The organism is Bacteroides sp. 519 (assembly GCF_010500955.1).
Lineage (GTDB): Bacteria > Bacteroidota > Bacteroidia > Bacteroidales > Bacteroidaceae > Bacteroides.
Genome location: NZ_QVMJ01000014.1, coordinates 116,485 through 139,982, shown reverse-complemented (window position 1 = coordinate 139,982; position 23,498 = coordinate 116,485). Strand labels below are relative to the sequence as shown.

The window sequence follows — 23,498 nt, the reverse complement described above, 5'->3', positions numbered from 1 at the left end:
ATTGTAGATTCTAATTATCTGTTAATGTCTTTCCAACCTGGGTTTTGTGTCAGATTCGGGTTTAACTGCAACTCCTTTAATGGTATTGGGAAATAATACCTGCGATCGTCCCATGGCAATACTCCATCAATTACACGTGTGGATTTTGCCCATGGAATAATAAAGCCTTCAGAATCAACAAATGTGCTAACATTCTTCTGATATTTGGGTGCTGCGGTTTCTTTAATACCTGTTTTGGGATTAACCTGATCAATTCTACCATCATAAAGTGCTTCTTTTACGGCAGTCATTTTCATTCCTCTTAATGGTACAGTAAAGAGTTTACCGGCTTTCCAACGTATCAGGTCTTCATACCTTTGTCCTTCCATCATCATCTCAACACGGCGTTCACGTCTTACTTCGCGAATAATCGGAGTAACAGAGTAATCCAGTTTTGCTGTATATATGGCATCAAGACGCGGATCGGCAGGAATATTGCTTAAACTTAGTTTTGAATCAGGATATTTTGTAAAATTAAACCCTGCTCTTGCTCTTAATGCATTAATCGTTTTGTCCAAATCATCATTTGATATAGTTCCTAGTTCGGCTTTGGCTTCTGCGTATATCAGTAACAATTCGCCATAACGGAATATATGTGCAGTTTGTTTTCCTTTAGGATTATCATCCCATATAGCTTTATTAGGAAGGAAATGTTTGATAAACCGGTAACCTGTTACCGTTGTGTTGTACATTTTGGTTGGAGAGCCTCCACCTGTAGCCTGAGTAATGGCAGGATATATAATACCTACTTCGTCAATTCCATATTTGCCTCCTGCATTATAATCGAACACAGATGCATACTGTCCGGGCTTGCAAATTGTTTGGGTTAAGCGTGGGTCACGGTTGTCTAATTCTTCCCATAAACCATCATATCCTTTGAACAATGGATTTTGAACATAATTTCCCGGAGTTCCGCTAAGATAAATCGGTTTTCCGTCTTCACATAAATATTCTTCTAAAACACCAAGTGGAGCCCCACAAGCATAACGGGTATGATTGTTAAATCCCCAGTAGCGAGCTACACTTGTTCCTACTGTAGCACCATCGTATACACGGGCCAGAATAGTTTCCTTATTTCCATGAGTGCTGGGATGATCGGTTTGAGAGAAAAGCTGCCAATAAGAGTCTGTTACATTGGGGTCTTTATAAAGTTGATAGCGACCTTTATCCATGATGCGTTTTGCTGCTTCGGCACTTTCTTCCAGAAATTTAGTAGCAGTTGATTGCAAGTTCAGTTCTGTATGGTATTTCCGGAATGTTCCTTCGAATAAACAGAACTTGGCTTTCAGGAACAATGCCTGATCCTGATTTACACGGCCTGCCGGTTCGTTGTTATCTAATAGGTTGTCAACTGCAAAGTTCAAACACATCATAATACTATCAACCAGTTCTACACGTGGTGTTCTTGAGGAATATAGTTCTGGTGCATCCAAAGTCAGTTCCTTAGTGAGCCATGGCACTTCGCCCAATGATAGTAATTTAGTGTAATAATCCATTGCTTTAAAGAAATATGCTTCTGCTGCCCATTTCTTTAAATTCTCTGGATTAGTAGTACTAACTTCCTGATAATGATTTAGGAAATAGTTTACTTTCCTTAAACGTTTCCATTCCCACGGAGCATCGTACCATGCCGGAGCTGTATTGGGTGTTTCGTATGTTCCGGATAATTTGCCATCCGGATCGGTTGTGGCTGAGTTTGCTGTTGTATAAACTGCGTTGTCGCTAAGCATATCACCATAAACAATAGGGCTTCCTCCACCTCTTAAACCCATGTATGTTTTTATAGCAGTTGTTACATTGGTTTCGCCTCTACCGTGGCCAATTAAATAATACTGATATAGGCCATCTAAGTATAACGACAGGTCGCCTTCTTTAGTGAAAAAAGTTCCGTTTGCCATGTCGTCTATCGGGTCTTGCTGCATAAAGTCATCGTTACATGCGGTAAACAACGATGTGGTTATCAGCATTGCTGCAATTATAGTATATATTTTTTTCATTCTAGTATATTTTAAAATCCAACTTGAATACCTAACGCTATAGAACGTTTTGCAGGATAAGCACTTCTTACATAATCAAGATCAAAGTAGTTTGGTATGTCAGAGATAGAGAACAGGTTATAACCTGATACATGTACTCTTACCTTGCTAAGTTTGATTTTATTTATAAGTGATTTAGGTAACGAATATCCTAATATAACCTGCCGTAAGGATAGATAAGAAGCATCTAATAGATATCCGCTTTGGGTTCTTCCGGCTATTTCGCTTCCGTACATCGGATATTTAGTATTGGTTCTGTCGGGCATCCACGAGTTGTTGTAATACTCCCATGAACCTGCACCTTTTCCCCAATACATTTCTGTGCTTTCAACCCAGTAATCTCTTTTTCCTACACCTTGGAATAGCATATCTAAATCGAATCCCTTGTACTGAACTCCCAGATTTATTGAGTACCGGTAACGTGGAGTGCTATTTCCTATGATGCGTCTGTCGCCCGGATTGTCAACAGTATTGTCTCCTGCGGTAAGAATACCATCTCCATTAATATCGTGATACCATAAATAACCGGGATATACTACTTCATTGTTAAACACCGGACCATGGTATATCGGATTTCCTTTTCCATCACGTATCAGGTTTCCTTCGGCATCTAAATCAAAATCTTCTTTCTGAAGAATACCTCCGGTTTCGTATCCCCATATTTCGCCCAGATACATACCCGGATATGTTTTTCCATCTCCTATTGTTCTCTTTAAGTTAGAGGGGTCTTTTGTAACCTTTGCTTTGTAATCGGATAAAGATAAACCTACATTATAGCTAAGACCAGAAGCTAGTTTATCTCTCCATTTAATCTGTAATTCCCATCCACGGTTTCTTAATTCTCCACCATTTTCCAAAGGAAGTTCTCCTCCGTGTAAAATAGGATATTCCTTACCTCCACCTAACAATATATCGGATGTTGTTCTTTCATAAATATCCAGAGAGGCATCTAATCTTTGTTGTAAGAATGTAGCATCGATACCAAAGTTTGTTGATGTGGCTTTTTCCCAAGTTAAGCGAGGGCTTGGTATACTTGGTGGTTTAATGCCAACACCAAAACGGTTTCCTTCAAAATAATAATAAGCATTTTCATTTTCGAATACCGATTGGTAGCCATACACATCATTCGGTTGACTTCCAAGTTCACCCCATGAGGCTCTGACCTTCAGGTTATCGAGCCAACTTTTTGTTTTTAGCATAAACTTTTCTTCCGATATTCTCCAACCCAGTGAGAATGTTGGATAGGTTTGGAAACGATTTGCTTTTGGAAACTTGGAACTTCCATCGTAGCGGATGTCGAATTCAAATAAATAACGACTCTTATAATCATACATCAAACGTCCAAAAATGGCTCGTGCTGTTGTTGTATAATTATATACAGAAGAAGTATTCTTTGTTTTATCTGCCACCAATGCCGGATTCAGGATATAGGGGTCGAGCATATTTACTAACCCAAGATAACTTTGCGAATAATCTTTTTTCTCCTGATTTACCCCTACCAATGCCGATACATTGTGAGCATTTGCAAATGTTTTAGTATAATTTGCATATAAATTTATTGCATATCGGTCGGTAGTTGATTTAGTTATATTCCCAGTATTCTCTGTAGCCCATCTGTATTCCAGTTCTTCCCACGATGCATTTACACGGCCCTGCCTTGGAGCTGTTACCTCTTTTTTATAAGTAATGGGAGTTAATGAAAAATCTGCTTTAATAACTAATTCATTAGGTATAATGGTAAACTCTGGTGATATTGATAAGATAGTTGTTCTCCGGGAACTACTAGTACGTCCACCCGAAAACAAGAAACTAGCTTGATTTTCGGTAGGTGAATTAGGTATAGGATCATCAGCCGCAGTGAGTAATGGTTGATAGATATTGAGTTCGGGATAATATTTACCTACCGATCCCCAAAGGTCGCCATCGCTTCTTTTAGTTGGAGATTTATAATCGAAAATATTATGTGAAACTTTAGCAGACACCTTGAACCTATCGGTTATTTTAGCAGTAAGATTCATTGCCATGTTATAGCGGGTTAAATCATCCGGGTTAATTTTATACATTCCCTCCTGACTTTGAGCACCTAAAGAAATATTGTAAGCGATTCTGTCGCTTCCGCCATTGATGCTGAAATTATGCTTTTGTGTTGGAGTCCAGTCTCTAACCAGTTCTTTATATGGATTTGTATTTCCAACCCAGTTTATGGTACCTCCAATAATATCGCCCTTCATATACCACGGTTTGTTGTTTACAGGGTCGTTCATGTATGCAAGCATTTTATCGAGCACCATTTCATTTTCTTCGGTGTATGGAGTACCAACAGTCCATAAATTCTTATCCAAAGCTGTTTTATAGATATAATAAGAATCTAATATATCTGGGGTACCAACCGGTTTATCCCATGATATATCATAGGAATAGTTTATCCTTGCCTTTTGATTAAATGTTCCTGATTTGGTTTGTACCAATACAACTCCATAAGTAGCCCGGGTACCATAGATAGCAGCAGCCGATGCATCCTTAAGCACAGATATATTATCAATATCGGCAGGATTAATTTGGTTCAAATCTTCATTGCTGATTTCGATCCCATCTAAAAGGATAAGGGGTTGGCCCGAAACGATATCATACTTACCGGCATCTGCGCTAGCTCCTGTTTTATCTTTCCGCGAGCGGATTGTAGTTGCACCACGTACATTCAGGTCGGGAACTTTGTTAGGATCTCCTCCTTCAATACTGATGTTTAATCCGGGGGCAGCTCCTATTAATGCCTGTCCGATGTTCGATACAGGTCTGTTCTCAAACGTTTTTGAGTCTATGTTGGCAACAGAAGCTGTTAAGTTAACTTTCTTTTGCGACTGAAACCCAATAACCACAACCTCTTCCAGAAGTTTAGAATCTTCGGCCATCACTACATTGATAACAGTTTGATTACCAACAGTTATTTCCTGATTGTTATATCCAACATACGAAAACACAAGCACTGTTTTAGCATCAGGTACCTGAATCGTATATCCTCCGTCGATATTGGTTATGGTTCCATTCGATGTTCCTTTAACAACAACCGAAACTCCAATAAGTGGCTCGTTGTTATTATCAGTCACAGTACCCGAAATACTTTTTGTTTGATGGGTTGCTGTAACAAAATCAGGGCTGGCGTATGCACTACCTATCCCGGCAAATAATAGCAGAAGGCATATAAGTCTCTTTGCATTCTTCATAATTTTGATTTCTCTTAAATTGATACACTTGTTATTGAATTAAGTAAGGTAAGTCCTTAGTGGTAGAATTGAGGACAAGTTAAGTAACATGTTTCATTGGTATTAATCTTAGTAAATTATTAAATAAGGTTTTTATTGTATGCAAACTTACAATCTACTGTTTTATAGACCTTACTGTTTTTGTTATTTCTGTTTTTAACCCTTACTGATTTAATTTTTTCTTTTACTCAATTTCAAAATAGCGTTAACAGATGCATATTGTACTGGTAGTGTACTTGTGTTTCATAGAATAGAACTATTTTTGCAACAACCAATAATATAAATCTTATGAGAAAAAGAAACGTAAGTATGGCATTACTTATTTTATTCTGCCTGTTGCAGAATATACATGCCCAAAGAGAAAGTGTTTTATTGAATGATAACTGGAGCTTTCGCTTCTCGCATCAGGTACAAAAAAACTCTTGGAAACGAGTTGACTTACCCCATACCTGGAACGCCCAGGATGCCCTTACCGGTAAGCAGGACTATAAACGGGGCATTGGTAACTACCTGAAGAAACTGTTTGTAAAACCCGAATGGGAAGGTAAACGACTCTTCCTGCGCTTTGAAGGGGCAAACGCTGTAACCAACGTTTTTATTAACGGCAAACACATTGGCGAACATCGTGGAGGCTATGCTGCCTTTATTTTTGAACTGACTGATAAGGTAAAGTATAATGCAGAGAACGAGATACTGATACGCGTTAACAATGCCGAACAATTAGACATTATGCCACTGGTGGGCGACTTTAACTTTTATGGCGGCATATACCGGGATGTTCATCTCTTAATTACAGACCCGGTTTGTATTTCGCCTTTGGATTATGCCTCATCGGGCGTATACTTAATACAGGAAAAGGTTACCGATAAGCAAGCCACCGTGCGTGCAAAAATTAATCTTACCAATAGTACGGCAACTAAACAAAAGGTGGATGTGAGAGTTCAAATACTCAATGATGAGGTTGTTGCACAAAAACAGAGCAAAACTATTACTCTGAAAGAAAACACAGATATTCAGGAAGAGCTTTCTTTTACTATAGATAATCCCCGGTTGTGGAATGGCCAAGAAGACCCTTTCATGTATTGGGCTTTAGTAGACATTACACAAAACGGTAAAGTAATTGACAGTGTTATCCAACCCTTAGGACTTCGTTACTATCATACCGACCCCGATAAAGGTTTTTTCCTCAATGGCAAGCACCTGCAACTGCACGGAGTATGTCGCCATCAGGATAGGGCCGAGGTTGGTAATGCACTCCGCCAATGTCATCATGAAGAAGATACCCAACTTATGCTCGAAATGGGAGTCAATGCTGTACGTCTGGCACATTATCCACAAGCCACTGCCATGTACAACCTCATGGACAAATACGGATTTGTTATCTGGGCCGAAATACCTTTCATTGGTCCCGGAGGCTATGCTGATAAAGGCTTTGTGGATCAACCTTCCTTCCGCGCTAATGGAAAAGAGCAACTTAAGGAGCTAATCCGTCAGAATTACAATCACCCATCCATCTGTTTCTGGGGACTTTTCAATGAATTGAAAGAGGTAGGAGACAACCCTCTTGAATACATCAAGGAATTAAATGAGCTGGCTAAAGCCGAAGATCCAACCCGTCCAACTACCTCGGCCACCAATATAAATGCAGAGATTAACTTTGTAACCGAACATATTGCATGGAACCGGTACGATGGTTGGTATGGATCAACCCCAGCCACATTGGCTCGCTTTCTGGATGCTACCCATACCAAACACCCCGAACTGCGCATTGGCATAAGCGAGTATGGTGCAGGTGCCAGCATCTACCATCAACAGGATTCGTTGGTACAAACCGTTCCTACAGCATGGTGGCATCCTGAAAACTGGCAAACATTCTATCACATAGAAAACTGGAAGATTATTAACGAACGTCCATTTGTTTGGGGAAGCTTTGTGTGGAATATGTTCGACTTCGGAGCAGCCCACCGTACCGAAGGAGATCGTCCGGGCATTAACGACAAAGGTTTGGTTACCTTCGACCGCAAAGTTCGTAAGGATGCATTCTATTTTTATAAAGCCAACTGGAATAAGAAAGAACCAGTGCTTCACCTAGCCGAAAAGCGAGTAGTAAACCGCTATAAACCCCAACAAACCTTTATGGCATTTACTAACCAACAGGAAGTTGAGCTTTTTGTAAACAAAGTTAGCATGGGTAAAAAGCAGCCCAATAACTATGGAATGGTAGTGTGGGAAGGTATCCGACTTAAGGATGGCAAAAATCAGGTAGAGGTTATTAGTAATAATGATTTAACTGATTCTGTGGAGGTATTGCAGGCTAGTTGCAAATAGTAACACCGTATGGATTCCCCTCCTTGGTTAAGGAGGGGTTCTTTAATGCACTCAAATTAAGGCACAAAACCCCAAACAATTATACAAAAAATTACAAAAAGATGAAATGTTATTTCGAATTTGGTTTTCGGCTTAAATCCGATTACGATACCAAACAAGCCAAATATAGGAATTAAAGATATAAAAAGGCCCCCATATTTAACAACATAAGCGCCCACACTGAACCAATACCAACAGTTCTTCTTGTTTTCCCCATTTCTTTCGCCTGCTATTGGTGTGTATTCAGGGTGTTTTGAGTACCTACTTGCTTGCTTCATCTGATTTGGGTCGACAAAGTACGATATCTTTTCTCCCTCATGATTTTTGAACTTCTTTCTTTCGATTGCTACTAAAACTGTTGGAACTACATAATAACTTCGATACAAATAATATTTTTTATCAACGAGTTCAATCTTATCAAATCGCGAACCTGAGCCGCCAGAGTTTCCTACTTCACATTTTTTAATCGTATCAGTATATAATATCAGCCTGTTGCTTACTCTAAGTGTTACAATCACAACATAAATAATCAAAAAGCAAAATAAAATCATCAATAATATATTAATCAATTTTCGTTTATCATTCATGTTTGTTTTTAGATATTTGGTTGTTGCTTCTGTGGTATGCGTTACTCCATTAATTACAAGCGGCTTAGGCAAAGATAACGAATTGTACGAGATAACTAACATGCACTCGTAAAACAAAGCTAATTACTTGGTGGAGTTGGAGGTGAAATTATGTAACCAGATTTAATAAGTTCTTCTTCATATTTCTTTAAAAAAGCATCATCTGGTTGAATTAGATGAAATGTCGTATCATTGATAATCCTATAATGTAACTCCTTAAGAATGATTTTATCTGGTTCATTGAAACATTCAAAGCATGGTTGGGTAATGTTATATGTGTTTTCAAAATTATCCCAATTAATATTTTGAATCACAAAATACTTACTCGCTATGTTATCATCTATTCCAGCATATAACAGAACGAAATTATCCAGTTCTGTGAATCCTGTTATTTTTTCAATCAAAATTTCACTGGACTGATATATACGAAAATAGCTGCAATTCATAACATTATAAAATAGTATAGATAAAATGGGTTTATCTTTGACTTTAACGGATAATGAATCAATATCTAGCAAGTTCAAGAATTTTTCAAATGAACTAGAGTATAGTGCATTTCCTTTATTAATGTCCTTGTGTGTACAAGATGTAAAATAGATTATCAATAAATATGTTAGTATTCTCATTTTTTTGTTATTAAGATGTCGCTAAATCACCTCTAATAATTTCCCATCTCTATCATAAACATATGTATTATAGCCAAATCTAAAATACATTTCATCATCAGTAATGTTTATAACTTTAATAGGTGTGGGTGATATAAAAGCATTCTTTAAATTTTTGTTTTTAGGTATATTAAAATAGAACAATGAATCTTTTAACAACTCCTGAATTTTTCTTGCACCATTTAATTTCGTAGAGTTTGGAAGAAAGCTATCAACCTTATTCCTGAAAAACAACTCCACGCTTTGGTTTGGGTTAATATTTACAAACTCACCATCATCCGTTATAGATAATAGAAGACTATCTCTACCATTTACAATGACCCAATAGCCTCCTGTTTCAGGTTTGTAGGGAAGCGTTATGATAGAGTCAGATAAATTGGTTATATACAGTCTTGCACTTATCTCTTCTATTTGAAAAGGAAATTCTTTATTACCAAGCGAATCCTCTTTCATATTTGCTTCTTCGGATAATATGATCATAGTTAAAGGTTTACTCTCGTAATAATTAGAAAGATAAGGCCAGAGTTCTCTATATTCATACATTTCTTTCTGAATATCTTTTCTTATCAAAAAACTTTCATTATTAGATTTGGAAAAAACAAAGAAATATGTCCATGCAAAAATTTCATCCGAAGGGATTTCGATAGAATTATAAAATCCTGTTATGTTGTTTACTTGCTCTTTGTTTAAAGACTGTTTTCCCTTTTCGAATAAACAAATATATTTGTTTTTATAAGGAATTATAGATGTTGGATCTATATAGTTATTCCAAGGAGCTGTACTTTGGAACATTCTTGTTATTGATGAATTGTTATTATTCACCAGTTCGTCAATGATTAAAAATTCTAATGTTACTTTGTTATTATCGATGAATAATTTGCCATTGTGTATGGCGGCACTGAATCTATCTTCTTTTTCATTACAAGATATTAAAGATAGGAACGTTAAAAAAACTAATATATTTTTCATTTGTTCTCATTTATATAGTTGCGCATTTGTTCATAATTACAAGAGATCAATTTTATGTATTTCATGTTTGTCTAATTTTATGGTGTTTTAAAAAAGTTCATGTTTTGATAGACAGTACAACTAAAAACCATCTTACTCAAATTTTGTTGTTGACAGAATAAACGACAGATGTTATCTATGTCCTTTAAAAAAGGATAATCAGATAATACTAAAGATTCGTTAAGGCAATAGATGTGTAGTCCATCAGAAATATTGTATTCTAATAAAACTCTACGAAATTTATCAAACTTTACTAATAAATTCACTTCTGGCTGATACTTCAGGGTGTCTAAAAAAACAGTCTCTCTTATTTTGCTAAATATATTTGCAATTGAATCTGATTTTTCTATCCCTATCATTTCTTTTAGGTTCTTACCTTCCAAGTCATATAGATTAATGGTTTATATATTTTTCCTTAGGCATATGTAAAGCTATGGAACTACATATATCATCTTTGCTATAAGATAATAATTTACTACCATAAGTTATTAGGAACACACCTTCTTGTGCAATAATATTTAAACTATCTTTCTCATCTCTTAAATATTCAATAAATGGTTTCCAATCTGTATCATTTTTAAAATCATAATGATTTGAAATAAAATCATAAAATTCTTGTGCATTATTAGGAAATCTATAATAATGATCATAAAAGAGTCCAGGCAAATTTCTTATACCCATATCAATCATTACTTGGTTTGCTTCCTCTTCAGTCAACAACTTTGTTTTTTGGGCTTGCATACTGCAAAAGAACAAAGTACAAATACAGAACAAAAATAAACTCTTCATATTTTATTTATTCAATTCAGGAAATAGATTATGTAGTGCATTAGGGTGGTTGCTATATAATAACATCCTGATAGAAATTAATCCATCAGAATGTTAAGTAATCAACCAATATTAGTAAGATTTATTATTCTAAACATATAATAATATTATCTATCAACATCCTAAATTTACTAGGTACATCTACCGGGTCTACAACTTCCAGTTTTGATGACATATTGTCTAAATAATAGTAATAGTCTATAATCATACTTACCAAATTAAAGTCTTCATCAAGAAAAAGTATTTTCTTCCCATAAGGATCACCATCTTCTGACTGGAATTGATACGCTAAAACTTTATTATTTATAGATTTATTTAGGATAGAATCCTTACCAATATAAATATAACTGGTACTACGAATATCTTCAAACAATTCGTCCGGATAAACCCAATAAACAGCTTCATGAGTATCTATACGCAAAAAAGGATTTGCTATACTATTTATAATACGTGAAATACCCCAAGACTCTTTTTTGAATAAATAAGTTTCTTGATACTTAAGAGTATCATTCTTTGTATTATAAGCAAACTCATAAATCTTATCTGCTCCTATTGTATCTGTATACACAAAAGCTTTATAAGATTTTATCGAATCCATCTTTCCATGTAGTGTAAAATAACAACTGTATTCATAGTATTTCACCTGTGGATTTTCTTTGATGTGATTACAAGAGCCACAAAGAATAGTAATAAAGATACTAATCACGTAAGTTTTGATACATTTTATCATGGTTATATTTAATTTTATTCATAAGTTCAGGATCGAAAATTTTCATTAATTCATATGACCCATTATGAAATTAGAACTCATTTTTATGGATATATCAGATATATAATCTTCTTCAAACCAAATTGAAAGTCCTATGTTTTCAAAATAATAAAACTCTTCATTTACGTTTTCATTATATGTATTTTCATATAAATAATCATATCCACATTGATAATGGTAATTTCTAACGAATTCTAATATTCCTTGTTTGGATAACAATGAAAATTTCATTCCATCTAATATGATATCTTCAATACTTATACTTAGGTGATTAAACAGATTATCTTCATAATGTATCCAGAAACTTATACCTAATTTATTATAAAATAAACAAATAGCAGATTCCTTTTCCGAATAACTATAAATCATCCTTTTCTCAGGAGATCCCATCACTTGTAATATATCGTTTTCTTGAAAATAAAAAGATATATTGCCTAGTCCTATATTAGGATAAAAATTCAAATCTATTAATTCCAATGTACCTCAGATTTTTGTTGATTAGCTATAAACTCATCAGTAACATTTGTCCAAGAAGATGTATGCGTTACTCCATTAATTACAAGCGACTTAGGCAAAGATAACGAAACTTTCCTCATTTCCTCAACACCTGCCTTCTATTCCCCTTTTCTCTATAACTAACATGCACCCACCTGAATCCTTTCTCATCAATCAACTGATCAAACGGAAGATTCAACAATTGCACCAGCTCAAACAGTTGTTTATTACCTGCAATACTTCCGGTAGTAATATCGGCAGCCTCGCCGGTTAAGTGCTGCGAGTTTGGTGCTCCTTTCAATTTCCTGTTTAATGCAGCCGACCGATATCCACTGTTTACGAATATGGGATTACCCCAGGCCTCGCGAAGCGGATCGAGTACATTGGTTACTAAACTGGTTAGCTTTTGAATGTGGTCGAGGGAACATTCGTTGTTTATTTTGTATTTCCGGGCTGTGGCACTGCGACAGAGTTCCGGAAGTGTAAAATAGGTCATTGTGCGATTAAACTTATATTAATATTTCATTGCCAAAGGACCATCTTTCTTTACACAAGTTGACCAACTATACTGTTGTCTGTTCTAATAGTTGCAATAAGTGCTTCTCGTATATAAATATATACTTGAAAATCTTTTGTCCATTTCACTAAAACTTCATTTGGATTTAATATTGGCTCAATATTTATATATATAATCAAGTTTATTGGAAAATGGTAAGTTATTCCGACAACCTCAATTGATATCATTTTGTATTCCCACATTATATAACCAAACATCTCCAATAATATCCTTGCCTTTACATAGATAAGCATAAGCCGTCATCTCATTATCCTCTATAACAAGAGAATAATCTTGATCGTATGGGCAAAAAAACTGTTTAAAAAAACCGTTCATATATTTGTGAGAGTGAAAGTTGGGTATGATTATAGCATATTTAATCCTTATAAATTATAATTTTCTTCCTCCCAGATATGTCTTCCTCTATCAATCCACGCCCAAAACTTATTTGTTATGTAACTTTTGAATGATTTAGTAATAAGAAAATTATTCTCAAGACAAACAATATTCCATTCATTATCATTATTTAATTGAAAGGTATCAAAACATATTTTTTTCGTTTCATTTATGATAGAAAAACACAAATATCTTTTATCTACAAGGATCATCCTTTGGGGTGGCATTATCACGATTTTTCTCGGAAAAGATATTTCTATCGAATTTACAACGTCATAAAAAAGGCAAATAGATTTTGGTATAGAATACTCATTAAGAAGTTCAGTATTTGGATTTCTTAATATGAGATTACCTATAATTTCATTCTTATCAACTCGCTTTTCAATAGCCTTGATAAAACTATCTAAATAAACTTCCATAATAATTTATTTTTTAAAATATTCTTCAATCGCTTTATTTGCCTTTCCTACTTTATTAACCTCTTTTCTTATCTCTTTAATGTTGTTTTTTAACCACATTCCTCTGTTTTGTACTTAGTTCTGGCTGACCATCTAATGTTTTACCATTAGGGCCAATTCTAACTTCCTTTCCTCCCCCTTTCACATGTGCATGGGCAGGTTTATGAACATCATTAGTGCCATACGATTTTACACTAATCGAATAATACTTCTCCGCCAGCGGATCCATCGTCGTAAACCTCCCGATTGCCGGATCCATCTGCCTAGCCGAATAATCATAAAGATTCAACCCATTCGATCATTCAGATAGAAATAATAAACACCGCCTTCAATATAACCACCATCAACCAGAATACGTTTCAAAGAACCATTCTCATAAATAATGTTTCCGGCATAATCACGTTTTGTGCTGCCCTGCATTACACGAAGCTTGCGGCCATCCGCAGCATACGTATATGTATGTGTTACTCCATTAATTACAAGCGACTTAGGCAAAGATAACGAATTGTACGAGATGCTTGATGTCTTTTTGTTTAAATCTTTGGTTAGCTGATTACCAGTGTAAGTCATTGTTAACTTATCAACAATACCAAATGCACTGCCCGTAGTTTTACCATAACGTTCAAGTGATTTTATATTACCGTGCTTATCATACGTATAAGCAGTTTGATATTGCAATATAGTCCGTATTGCTTTGGGTGGTGATATTGGTATTTGTGGTTGCATATTTAAAATACAGTGTATCTTTTTTACTAGGAGAGAGCATTTCTGTTGCTTTCCATTGCACATGTTGTCCGGCAGATGTACCCAGAGCAATGGCCTGCGTACCCAGTGATTTACCAAACCGGTAGTAGGTTCCTCCATCATCGGTTACATCAAAAGCATGTAGATGCCCGTTTGTTCTGTCTGGTTCTATACGAACCGGTTCATAAGGAATTGTTAAGATATCTACATTTGCACCGGGTTTTTCCAGTGTTCCACTACGTTTAAAATAGAATTTACCCGATTTGCCTGATAACTGGTAATAAAACAGATCAGGATCTTCGTCTTTGTTAGCTTGGCCGCTGGCAAGCATTTCCATGTCCCAGTGGTTACGCGGATAGTTATAATTTTGCCTTCCTGTAGTTACCAGATAGCCATATTCATCGGGCAACCCGTTAATTCTGCGGGATATGGAGGGTTCAATATTAAGAGCCCAATTCAAACCAATACGGCTACTCAATTCGTTTACTTTATTACCAGATGAATGGAATGTAGCTGTAATAGGAAGAGTGATGTCGCCTTCTTTGAGTTCGTACAGAGGGATGGTTACATTGGCAAGGCCGTGGCAATAGTTTACGGGTTGATCAATGTATTTCATCATGGTAGCAGCTTCGGGCGTCAGGGGACGCGGAAACTGAATGTCTTGAGCAAAGACTATACCAATGCCGAACAGCAGCAGAAGGGTTAATGATATTATTTTTCGTTTCATATTTTTTTCTTTTTGCGGCAACGTGCCGCCACAAAGTTTCCTTTGCGGCGCACACCTTACCTAATTAATTTTCAATTTTCAATTCTCAATTCTTAAAGATTCATCGCATTCGCCCCCAGCGCCCCTGCCAGCGCGCTTACCGCAGCAATTATCACCTTAAGAATCACATCCCATACTTTATTATTCGCTTTCATAATGTTTTAATTTTTAATTTGTTAGTTACTAGTTTTAGTTTAATTCCACCTTTCGGAGAAGCATGCAGGGAGTATAGAATGGAAGGAGTTATCGCTTCGCTAGGAGTTAAAGGAGTTAAAGCTTTAGATGCTCTGAAGTATCTTAGAGCTATAACTCCTAAGGAGCAAAGCTCCTGATAACTCCCTTTAACTCCTTCCATTCTGGAATGAATAATTCACGTTGCCGCTTAAGCCGTTGGATCAATCCATCCGCCGCCTGAATCATCATCGCCGCCGTCGTCGTTACCGCCACCCGAAGAGCCGGTTGTGGTTTCGCCTTTGATATAGAATTTCACACTATTGTCGCTACGGGTAGCAACTGTACTTTCGTTTACCATGCGTAGATTTTTATCTACTTTGAAACGGATGTTTACCTTGTTGATGTTACGCACGGTACAATCCTTTTCCTCCTCGGTACCTTTGTTGTGGAAGGTAAGGTGGAAAGTACCCAATCCGCCAATTTTTACTTTATTGCCTTTGGTAAGGTAAAATCGCATGCGGCGAATCAATATACCCAGAATGTGTATGGCATCTTCACGGCTCATACCGCCAATCATTTCGGCATCATCGGCCAAATCATCTTCGGTAACCACATCCGATTTACCAGGTTCAAGTACTAGGTAGTACAACTCCGGCGAAGCCGGATCACTCAAAATTTGTTTGCGTTTAACGCGTTTTACAGGAATACTCATAATTTGTTAAGTCTTTAGTTTGTTAATTTTAATTTGTTTAATAATCTCTATAGCGCTATTATCCCTTTTGGATACTACAAAGATACAAAGCCGCCAATTGGGGCATGCGTGTTTTGGTCAATTCTGGTTTATTTTGGTCGAAAATGGTAAAAATTGTCATTTAATTATTCATCAGGAGTTCCAAACTCCTCGAATATCGCTTCTATTTGCTTGGGAGTGTACATACGGGTTGTTTCGTTGGCTCCCAAATCCTTTAACTTTTGCTGCAAACGTTGGTTTTGGTTCAACCAAATATTAAAATGCCTCAGGGCGGTGCGCGAGCTTAAACAGGGCATGTACATGGTTGCTATTTCGGTGCGCGAGTAAGATCTGTTATTCATGACTTCTGTTTTTTCAGGTTAGAGAATGGGTTATATCCACGTGGTATTATCGTACACAATGCCGCTTGTGTTACCGGGCGTGCACGACACATACCGGCCATTGGTTAGGTTATACACAAAAGTTGCTTCGGCACCGTTTCCCTGGCCAAGGTGTTTGAACTTCACCTTTTCTACCCGTACACGGGTAACCTGTTCTGTGCGGTCGCGCTCAACAATCAGCCCGTAGTCTGTTTTGTTATAAAAATGTGCCGAACCATTTATGTCGTACATCGACAAGCGAGGCTCCCGTCCTGTAGCAGCATCGCGGTTTATTTTGCGTGGATGCGCCACAAGAATAAACAAACAATTGTTGCGCCAGGCAAAGTTAGACATCTTGTCGATTACCATGCTGATGTATTGCGTTTCCGTCATTTGTGGCGGAATGTGGTGCTCAATCCTGTTGTAGGGGTCTACCACCAGTATGCGTATACCTTTACGGGCCACCAGTGTACGCGCCTTGTTCAAGATGTTATCGAGCGTAAAATCATCGTCGGGCATGATAGACGAAAAATTATCGTGTAAATAGTTTACTGCCTTCTGGAAAGTGCCTCCTGCCATGGTTTGCGAGTCGAAACGTTCGCCCGTGGCCTTCTCAATCAGTTTACGCATGTGATAGCTCATGGGCATGTTTTCGGGACTGAAAAAGGCGGTTTTCCAACCGTGGCGCAGGTTGAGCCGCATTACAAGCTCATCAACAAACTCCGATTTGCCACAGCCGGGAACCCCTGTAATCAGGCACAGCCTGCCTGCCTCCCATGTACACAGTTTATCCAGTTCGCTCCACCCGGTATCTAATCCGGGTTTCAAACCTTCTAAAAACAACCGTTGCAAGTCGTCGTTAATATCGATGGCAGTAAATACACCTTCGAGGGGAACCTCGGGAGCGGTATCGAGCAACAATTTCAAACTATCGGCACCATACTTTAGCAGATGCTCGTTGGCATCTTTGCATCCCTCGTCGAAGCTTACAATACGACAGCGGTGCATGCCCAGCCGGCGAACAAGCTCGTCGCGCAATATCACTCCTTTGGCATCGGTATCTACAGCAATAAAAATGGTTTGCTTATCGTCGAAATGTGTACCAATAAAGCGGTCTAGCCACGAAAGGTTGGTATTGGCACCCGAGGGTACCGAAATAACATCCATCCGCCCGGCTGTAATAAACGACAGGGCATCAATTTCGCCCTCGGTAATAATACACTCGGGCACACTTAAAATGCCGTCAATGTTATAGGGTATTGTTTCGGCTCCTTGCAGCATTTTAAAGTGCTTTAGCATGCTGCGGAACTTGGTGTTTACCAGTTTACCCTGCTCGTAGTAGTTGAAACCTATACACGCTTCATAGCTGCCACTTTGGCTCATCCATGCGTTGGCCGATGTAAGTGCCATACTATCAATTGCATGGGCAGATATTCCTCTTTCCTCCATCAGCCATTTACGGTGCAATTCGGTAATGGGTACAGGCCGTTCGGCGGCTGGCTTTGCTGGCACAGCAGGCGTATACGTATTCTGGGGCTGGGTTACCGGCTCTTTAGCACTACCGCTCCAGTTGCAGTAATGGCAATGAAACAGTCCGCTATCAAGGTTTACACTCAATGGCTTATCGCGTTTGTTGCTGCGGGTATCCCGGCAACGTGGACAATGCAGTTTTACTTTTCCGGTGGTACGGCCACCAGTATCTATTCCTAGTTTATTGAAATTCATAATTTATTCGTTTTATTTTTTTAGAACACAGAGACACAGAGGCACAGAGCTTTTAACATAGAATGGAAGGAGTTATCGCTTTGCTAGGAGTTAAAGGAGTTAAAGCTTTAGATGCTCTGAAGTATCTTAGAGCTATAACTCCTAAGGAGCAAAGCTCCTGATAACTCCCTTTAACTCCTTCCATGCTGGAATATGAATAAAAAATCTCTGTGTCTCTGTGCCTCTGTGTTCTATTGTTAAAACATTTTTCATCAAAAAAATGCAGTTCATTTGCACCTCAAATGCAGTTCATTTGTAGCTCGAATGCAGTTCATTTGTACCCTAAATGCAGTTCATTTAGCATGCAAATGCAGTTCATTTTATACCCACTTTGCAAGTTTGGTACTCCATGTAACATTTTCGTTTGGGCGCGGTGGTGCACTGGCGGGTATTTCAATTCCTTGAAACGTTCGCCTGCCACTAACAGGGTCTATGGTTTCGAACCGGTAAGGATTTTCTTCCTTTTGCATGCGTTCCAGCTTATTGAGTTCTGCTACAATGCGCTTGTTGGTATGTGTTCCGCTGCGCGTGAAGTTGGCAAAATAGTATTTTACTTCGCCAACCGACGATAATTGGTCGGATTTGCCATGTGTAATTGCATGTTTGGCAAATAAGTCTACTATAACCGGTTCGTACTGCAGAAAGCGAACACCCAAACCCGAGTGCATGGCCTGGCACTCTATCCATGTGCGGTCGCTCACAGCTTCGGTCAGGTAATCTTTCCACCGGCAAGCGCTATTAACAGTAACAGGATTATCAGCAGCAACAGCAGCAACAGCAGCAGTTTCTTTTTTATCTTTTTCTACTGATGTTTTCTTTTCTGTTATGTTATGTTCTGTTGCCATAGCATTACCATTTTCCTTCTGCCAGCGTTTGTTAGCGTTTTTCTTTCCAACTATACTGCGTTTAGCTACCGTATCATTGTAATTTTGCATAACCCGTGTAACATAATCAGAAGTAATAAGTAGGTTATCATCTTCCATCCTATCTACAGTGAATAAACCGTAGTTGTACAACACATCATCAATCAATTTACGACGAATGTTATACTTACGTGCAATAAATCGCAATGATTCACCATCTAAACAGTAGTCTTTCAGGTTGCGTAATTCAATAAGTAAAAGCATATAAACACCATAGCCGGCAGCTCCGGATTTGTTGAGAAGAGCATTCATGCGATTGTCGTTTAAAATATCGCATTCAATTGGGATAAATGTTTTTGTTTTCATTTTGTTAATTCTAGTTTTTTTGAAGTTATTATTTAAAATTGTGTCGATTGAAACTATTAACCGAACTGTTTTGTCGAAATCTTAATTGTTTTCGTATATTTGTAAAATGATAGCGCAAATATATAGTCAAATGACGAATCTAGCAAGTTCGCCAACAGGAATATTCGGGCGAAAGCTGTATTTATACAAAATCTAAATAATTAATATATGGAAACTTCTGTAATAGAAAGAGTTAGTGAAATAATCAAATATAAAGGATTGACTACCAGGTCGTTTGCCCTAAAGATAAATTTCAACTACTCTACACTAAATAACTACATAGTGGGCAGAAGAACTGCCATAGATTTGAATTTGATATCAAAAATATCGGAAACGTTTGACGATATATCTGTCGAATGGCTACTAACTGGTAAAGGCCATATGCTGAAACAACAACCGGAGGATGTGGAAGAGGACGAAGACACGCTCTATCACATCACAAAATCGGGCAATAAGTTTTATAAAACAAGTAGCGGAAAGTATAAAATGCGCGTTCCACTGGTTCCCTATTACGCATACGGCAGGTATATATCTGGTACAAGCGAAGCCATAACTATGGAGCGCGACGAGTGGGAAGTGGTAGATTTTATAGTAGACCGGATAGCGCATGGACGTTATCTGGCATTCGAAATTAAGGGCGACAGCATGGACGATGGCAGCAAAAACAGCTTAGAGCAAGGCGACATTGTACTGGCCAGGGAGCAAGCCCGCGATAATTGGATGAACCGCTTGCCATACAGAAACTTTCCGTACTGGATTGTAGTGACAGATGATAGCATTTTGTGCAAACAGATGATAGACCACGACACGGAAACAGGAATGGTTACGTTTCATTCGCTCAACCCATCGCCCGAGTACAGAGACTTTACACTGAATGTAGATGAGATAAGGCAACTTCTTTATATCGTAAAGAAAACAACAACGGTTTATTGAGGAGGTAAAGTCAGGTAAAAGGAGGTAGAGTGAGGTAGAGGAGGTAAAGTGAGGTAAAGTGATAAAGGAGGGGAGAGGTGCCCTTTAGGGCGGAGAGGGGGGACGCAAAGGTTGCGCAGCCGAATACCAGATGGTATATTTTCACTCCCCGCCCCGGCCTAAAGGCGCCTAAAGGCCACCCCGCCTCAAGAGGCTGTGTAAAAACGAAGTAATTGTCACATCCTCTTTATTTTTGAAGTTTTATCTTCTTGCTTCTATTAAGCTGCCCATTTTTGATTTTGACCCCATTTGTTTTGATTTTTTGCGCATATAATCTTAAGACGAGGTTTTTTTGGCATTATTTGTTCTATTAGCTGCTTTGGATGCCGTTTTTACTATCTTGGATTGCTGAATATATTTCGGGTAATACAGGCGCTAAAAGAGAATGTCTCCTTCAAAGATTACATCAGAGATATACAAGATGGATGATTTTTCAAGCTTCTACGGTTAACAATCCTCCTTGTTGGAAAGCTTCATTGCAAATACGCTCGAGACGATGAGGGCGAAGACCAATAACTCCATGATGCTGGCGGATTCTCCTGCATCAAGTGTTAGAATCACAGTTTTCATCTGGCATTCACTGATCTTTTGCTTGGGAGTTTTCAATCGAAACTACTTCAAAACAGATTTGTCCGGGCTTCATGCTGGCACTATTATCAAAATAAGGCTGATAAGTATCATACACAGCATTTAAGATGGCTTTAGCCTCAAACATGGGGGCAGTTCATGCCCGCCCTCACTTCATAGGGCTGCCGTAAAGGTCACAATATCATTTATTATAAGCAATATTTCAAAGAACGAATGAATAATTTAACTCTTATAAGAGAAATATCAGATGGCACAAATATAAGAACGTATATTTACCCGCCTATTCGAAACAGCCGAAATAGCCCGTTTCAACCGTAAGGAACTGGTTGAGTATGAAGACAGTTTGAAGAATTACCGCGACTGGTATAGTGTAATGGAAACATCTGAAAAGAAAGGATTGGCTAAAGGACTTGAAAAAGGTCGAGAAGAGGGGCTTGCCGAAGGACTTGAAAAGGGACTTGCTAAAGGACGTGAAGAGGGTATCCTTGAAATTGCCCGCAAAATGAAATCCAATTCTATACCTTTACACACAATTCAAGAATTGACAGGACTTTCTCCGAAAAAAATAGAAATTAAGCCCTTGATAGGCGTATTAAGGGCGAAATGCGATAAAATCACATCTTTTTATTAAATAATTTAAATAATAATTTGTTAATTATATTGTGTTTTTTACTTTTGCGGTCGGTTATTAATCTGTTACAAAATGAAATACATGAAATTAACAAAAGTTGCTTGCTTTTTATCCCTATTCACCACAGTCGCTTGTGTAAACGGCATTCATTCATCCGATGAGCCAGATGATGATTTATATCCAGTGATGTTATCCACACAAATAAAGCAATCTCCTTCACGAATAGTATCTAATAGCTTTACAAATAGTGATGCTATTGGTATATTTATGTTGAATCAACCCAATAAACTAAATGAAGAGAGACATGCTGACAATATAAAATTTACTTTCTCTCAAGAATATGGTTTTCAACCGAATAAAACTATCTTCTTTTCGGATCAAAAGGTGTTGACGGATTTCATCGGGTATTATCCGTATAAGGATAATGCTGTGAAAGAAGGGACTTCAATTATTGAAGTTAATGCAAATACAAATCAAACAACTCCCGAATCGTATGGTCAATCCGATTTCTTGGTAGCAAATACAAAAAATGTAGAAGCATCAAATGATCCTGTAGACATTGTGTTTGAACATAAAATGTCTCGATTGGATTTACAAATAAAACCCAATAACGATTATACCATCGATCAACTTCGTACTCTTGACCCAACTATAAGAATAAAAGATGTGTATACTAATGCATCTTATAACTTTCTGGATGATAGTTTTGGCAATCAGAGTGCACCTGCCGATCAGATACCTAATGGTGGCTGGGAAATTGTGAATGGCGTTTTGGTTGGCAAAAGTGTTCTAATGGTTCCACAAGAAATAGCTGCAAACCACGCGTTGGTAGAGATAGAGATTAATGGCAGAACATTTTCTTATCTGCAAACTGAAAGCTTGCTGTTGGAAAGTGGTATCCCTCGTGAAATGACATTTGTACTAGAATCCAATAATAATGAAGTGAAATGTGTTTTAAACACTCAAATAAATGATTGGGGCGAAACTAAAAAGCAAGAATCTACAGCAACCGAAGTCTCTACTTTCATTGATGTTAATGATTTGAACTTTGCTGATACTAAAATATATAAAGTATTAAATAAAGGAACACAAGTAGCCGAGATAACTCTGGAGTACCTCTTATCCAACGAAATAGAAACAGTGGCAACCATTGTTTATCCAATGCTTAATGGAAAAGTTGATTTGCAAAACGGAATAGTTTTGAAAGATCATACCGAGGCCGACAAAAAGCATGGAGGTAGTATCAGCTGGAATGTCTTACAAAATACATTCACTTATGCCCCAGGAAGCTCTAACCCGATTCAGATTATTTACATATCAGAGAATAATGAAATAGTAACTTCGCGTCCGGAAAATGCACTTCAGGTACAGCTTAAGCCTGATGTATTGGTTGATACCAGAGGAAACGAAACATTTACATACCCACTTGTGAAAATAGGTACGCAATATTGGATGCGAACTAATTTAAAAGCAACTAAGTATACAGATGGCGAGGATATTGTTAAGGGTACCAGTTTTGCTGATAATACAGCAAAATATTGCACGCATCAAAATGCTTATTTCTTTTATAACTCGGCTGCAATAGCCACTGGTAAAATAGCTCCGGAAGGTTGGAGAGTAAGTACATCAACTGATTGGGCTAGTTTAAAAACATACATAAAAGGCAAAACATCGGTACTTAAAAAAGATGGATCATGGAAAACGTCTTCTGGAATTAAGATCAGTAACATGACTGGATTCAGTGCTGTAGCAACCGGGTTCTTCAAAGACAAAATCCAGAACATCAATGAACATGCCTCTTATTGGTCAACTAAGGATGGCTTGGCTGATGCACCTATTGTAATAAGCTATAACAATGATAATATAAATCTAGGAACAAATAGTGATGTTGCCGGATATACAATTCGTTGTTTGAAAAATGAATAATATTGTTACTTTAAACTAAATACAAAAAACAGAAAGAGGGTGTGTCAATGGC

Annotated in this window: 23 protein-coding genes; 4 read left to right on the top strand and 19 right to left on the bottom strand. The window is 37.6% G+C overall.

Annotated elements, in window-relative coordinates:
• Positions 1–14: 14 nt before the first annotated feature.
• Positions 15–2,036 carry a RagB/SusD family nutrient uptake outer membrane protein gene (locus D0T85_RS13085; RefSeq protein ID WP_163213939.1) on the bottom strand — a complete coding sequence of 674 codons (2,022 nt, stop codon included), beginning with the start codon at positions 2,034–2,036 and terminating at the stop codon, positions 15–17.
• An 11-nt stretch (positions 2,037–2,047) separates the two neighbouring features.
• A complete protein-coding gene (locus D0T85_RS13080; protein WP_163213937.1) occupies positions 2,048–5,296 on the bottom strand; it encodes a TonB-dependent receptor in 3,249 nt (1,082 codons plus the stop codon).
• Positions 5,297–5,644: 348 nt separating this feature from the next.
• Between D0T85_RS13080 and D0T85_RS13075 the strand changes: the two genes are divergently transcribed.
• Positions 5,645–7,663 (top strand): glycoside hydrolase family 2 protein, encoded by a 2,019-nt coding sequence (locus D0T85_RS13075; protein ID WP_239060723.1) that lies wholly within the window; start codon positions 5,645–5,647, stop codon positions 7,661–7,663.
• 56 nt (positions 7,664–7,719) lie between these two features.
• Here the strand turns inward: D0T85_RS13075 and D0T85_RS13070 are convergent, their stop codons facing one another.
• The 17 genes from D0T85_RS13070 to D0T85_RS12995 form a co-directional block, all read right to left on the bottom strand.
• A complete protein-coding gene (locus D0T85_RS13070) occupies positions 7,720–8,289 on the bottom strand; it encodes a hypothetical protein (protein ID WP_163213933.1) in 570 nt (189 codons plus the stop codon).
• A gap of 119 nt (positions 8,290–8,408) precedes the next feature.
• Positions 8,409–8,954: a hypothetical protein gene (locus D0T85_RS13065; protein ID WP_203558478.1), complete on the bottom strand. Its 546-nt coding sequence runs from the start codon at positions 8,952–8,954 to the stop codon at positions 8,409–8,411.
• Between the two features lie 21 nt (positions 8,955–8,975).
• Positions 8,976–9,962 carry an Imm65 family immunity protein gene (locus tag D0T85_RS13060; protein WP_163213929.1) on the bottom strand — a complete coding sequence of 329 codons (987 nt, stop codon included), beginning with the start codon at positions 9,960–9,962 and terminating at the stop codon, positions 8,976–8,978.
• 77 nt (positions 9,963–10,039) lie between these two features.
• Positions 10,040–10,384: a hypothetical protein gene (locus D0T85_RS22535; RefSeq protein ID WP_203558477.1), complete on the bottom strand. Its 345-nt coding sequence runs from the start codon at positions 10,382–10,384 to the stop codon at positions 10,040–10,042.
• Positions 10,385–10,394: 10 nt separating this feature from the next.
• Positions 10,395–10,790 carry a hypothetical protein gene (locus tag D0T85_RS13055; protein ID WP_163213927.1) on the bottom strand — a complete coding sequence of 132 codons (396 nt, stop codon included), beginning with the start codon at positions 10,788–10,790 and terminating at the stop codon, positions 10,395–10,397.
• Between the two features lie 124 nt (positions 10,791–10,914).
• Positions 10,915–11,427 carry a hypothetical protein gene (locus D0T85_RS13050; RefSeq protein WP_163213925.1) on the bottom strand — a complete coding sequence of 171 codons (513 nt, stop codon included), beginning with the start codon at positions 11,425–11,427 and terminating at the stop codon, positions 10,915–10,917.
• A gap of 177 nt (positions 11,428–11,604) precedes the next feature.
• Positions 11,605–12,075: a hypothetical protein gene (locus tag D0T85_RS13045; RefSeq protein WP_163213923.1), complete on the bottom strand. Its 471-nt coding sequence runs from the start codon at positions 12,073–12,075 to the stop codon at positions 11,605–11,607.
• 115 nt (positions 12,076–12,190) lie between these two features.
• A complete protein-coding gene (locus D0T85_RS13040) occupies positions 12,191–12,589 on the bottom strand; it encodes a D-Ala-D-Ala carboxypeptidase family metallohydrolase (protein ID WP_163213922.1) in 399 nt (132 codons plus the stop codon).
• A 443-nt stretch (positions 12,590–13,032) separates the two neighbouring features.
• On the bottom strand, positions 13,033–13,464 hold the full coding sequence (locus D0T85_RS13035) for a hypothetical protein (protein WP_163213919.1): 432 nt from the start codon (positions 13,462–13,464) through the stop codon (positions 13,033–13,035).
• Between the two features lie 76 nt (positions 13,465–13,540).
• Positions 13,541–13,762, bottom strand: a complete 222-nt coding sequence (locus D0T85_RS13030) for a DUF4160 domain-containing protein (RefSeq protein ID WP_163213917.1) — start codon at positions 13,760–13,762, stop codon at positions 13,541–13,543.
• Between the two features lie 26 nt (positions 13,763–13,788).
• Entirely contained in the window at positions 13,789–14,181 is a 393-nt protein-coding gene (locus D0T85_RS13025; RefSeq protein ID WP_163213915.1) for a hypothetical protein, read from the bottom strand.
• Positions 14,153–14,974, bottom strand: coding sequence for a hypothetical protein (locus tag D0T85_RS13020; RefSeq protein ID WP_163213913.1), 822 nt, complete (start codon positions 14,972–14,974; stop codon positions 14,153–14,155). Before D0T85_RS13020 ends, D0T85_RS13025 begins: the two co-directional genes overlap by 29 nt.
• A gap of 92 nt (positions 14,975–15,066) precedes the next feature.
• On the bottom strand, positions 15,067–15,168 hold the full coding sequence (locus tag D0T85_RS13015) for a smalltalk protein (RefSeq protein ID WP_163213912.1): 102 nt from the start codon (positions 15,166–15,168) through the stop codon (positions 15,067–15,069).
• Between the two features lie 227 nt (positions 15,169–15,395).
• Positions 15,396–15,899, bottom strand: coding sequence for a DNA-binding protein (locus D0T85_RS13010; protein WP_163213910.1), 504 nt, complete (start codon positions 15,897–15,899; stop codon positions 15,396–15,398).
• Between the two features lie 164 nt (positions 15,900–16,063).
• Positions 16,064–16,279: a DUF4248 domain-containing protein gene (locus D0T85_RS13005; protein ID WP_163213908.1), complete on the bottom strand. Its 216-nt coding sequence runs from the start codon at positions 16,277–16,279 to the stop codon at positions 16,064–16,066.
• A gap of 30 nt (positions 16,280–16,309) precedes the next feature.
• Entirely contained in the window at positions 16,310–18,025 is a 1,716-nt protein-coding gene (locus D0T85_RS13000; protein WP_370459966.1) for a bifunctional DNA primase/helicase, read from the bottom strand.
• Between the two features lie 356 nt (positions 18,026–18,381).
• The gene (locus D0T85_RS12995) at positions 18,382–19,290 is read right to left on the bottom strand and encodes a Lin1244/Lin1753 domain-containing protein (protein WP_163213904.1); all 909 of its coding nucleotides are present in this window, start codon (positions 19,288–19,290) and stop codon (positions 18,382–18,384) included.
• 207 nt (positions 19,291–19,497) lie between these two features.
• Between D0T85_RS12995 and D0T85_RS12990 the strand changes: the two genes are divergently transcribed.
• From D0T85_RS12990 to D0T85_RS12980, 3 genes are all read left to right on the top strand, one after another.
• Positions 19,498–20,262 (top strand): XRE family transcriptional regulator, encoded by a 765-nt coding sequence (locus tag D0T85_RS12990; protein WP_163213902.1) that lies wholly within the window; start codon positions 19,498–19,500, stop codon positions 20,260–20,262.
• 1,000 nt (positions 20,263–21,262) lie between these two features.
• Positions 21,263–21,520, top strand: a complete 258-nt coding sequence (locus tag D0T85_RS12985; protein WP_163213900.1) for a transposase — start codon at positions 21,263–21,265, stop codon at positions 21,518–21,520.
• An 81-nt stretch (positions 21,521–21,601) separates the two neighbouring features.
• Positions 21,602–23,446 (top strand): fimbrillin family protein, encoded by a 1,845-nt coding sequence (locus D0T85_RS12980; RefSeq protein ID WP_163213898.1) that lies wholly within the window; start codon positions 21,602–21,604, stop codon positions 23,444–23,446.
• The last annotated feature ends 52 nt before the right edge of the window (positions 23,447–23,498 follow it).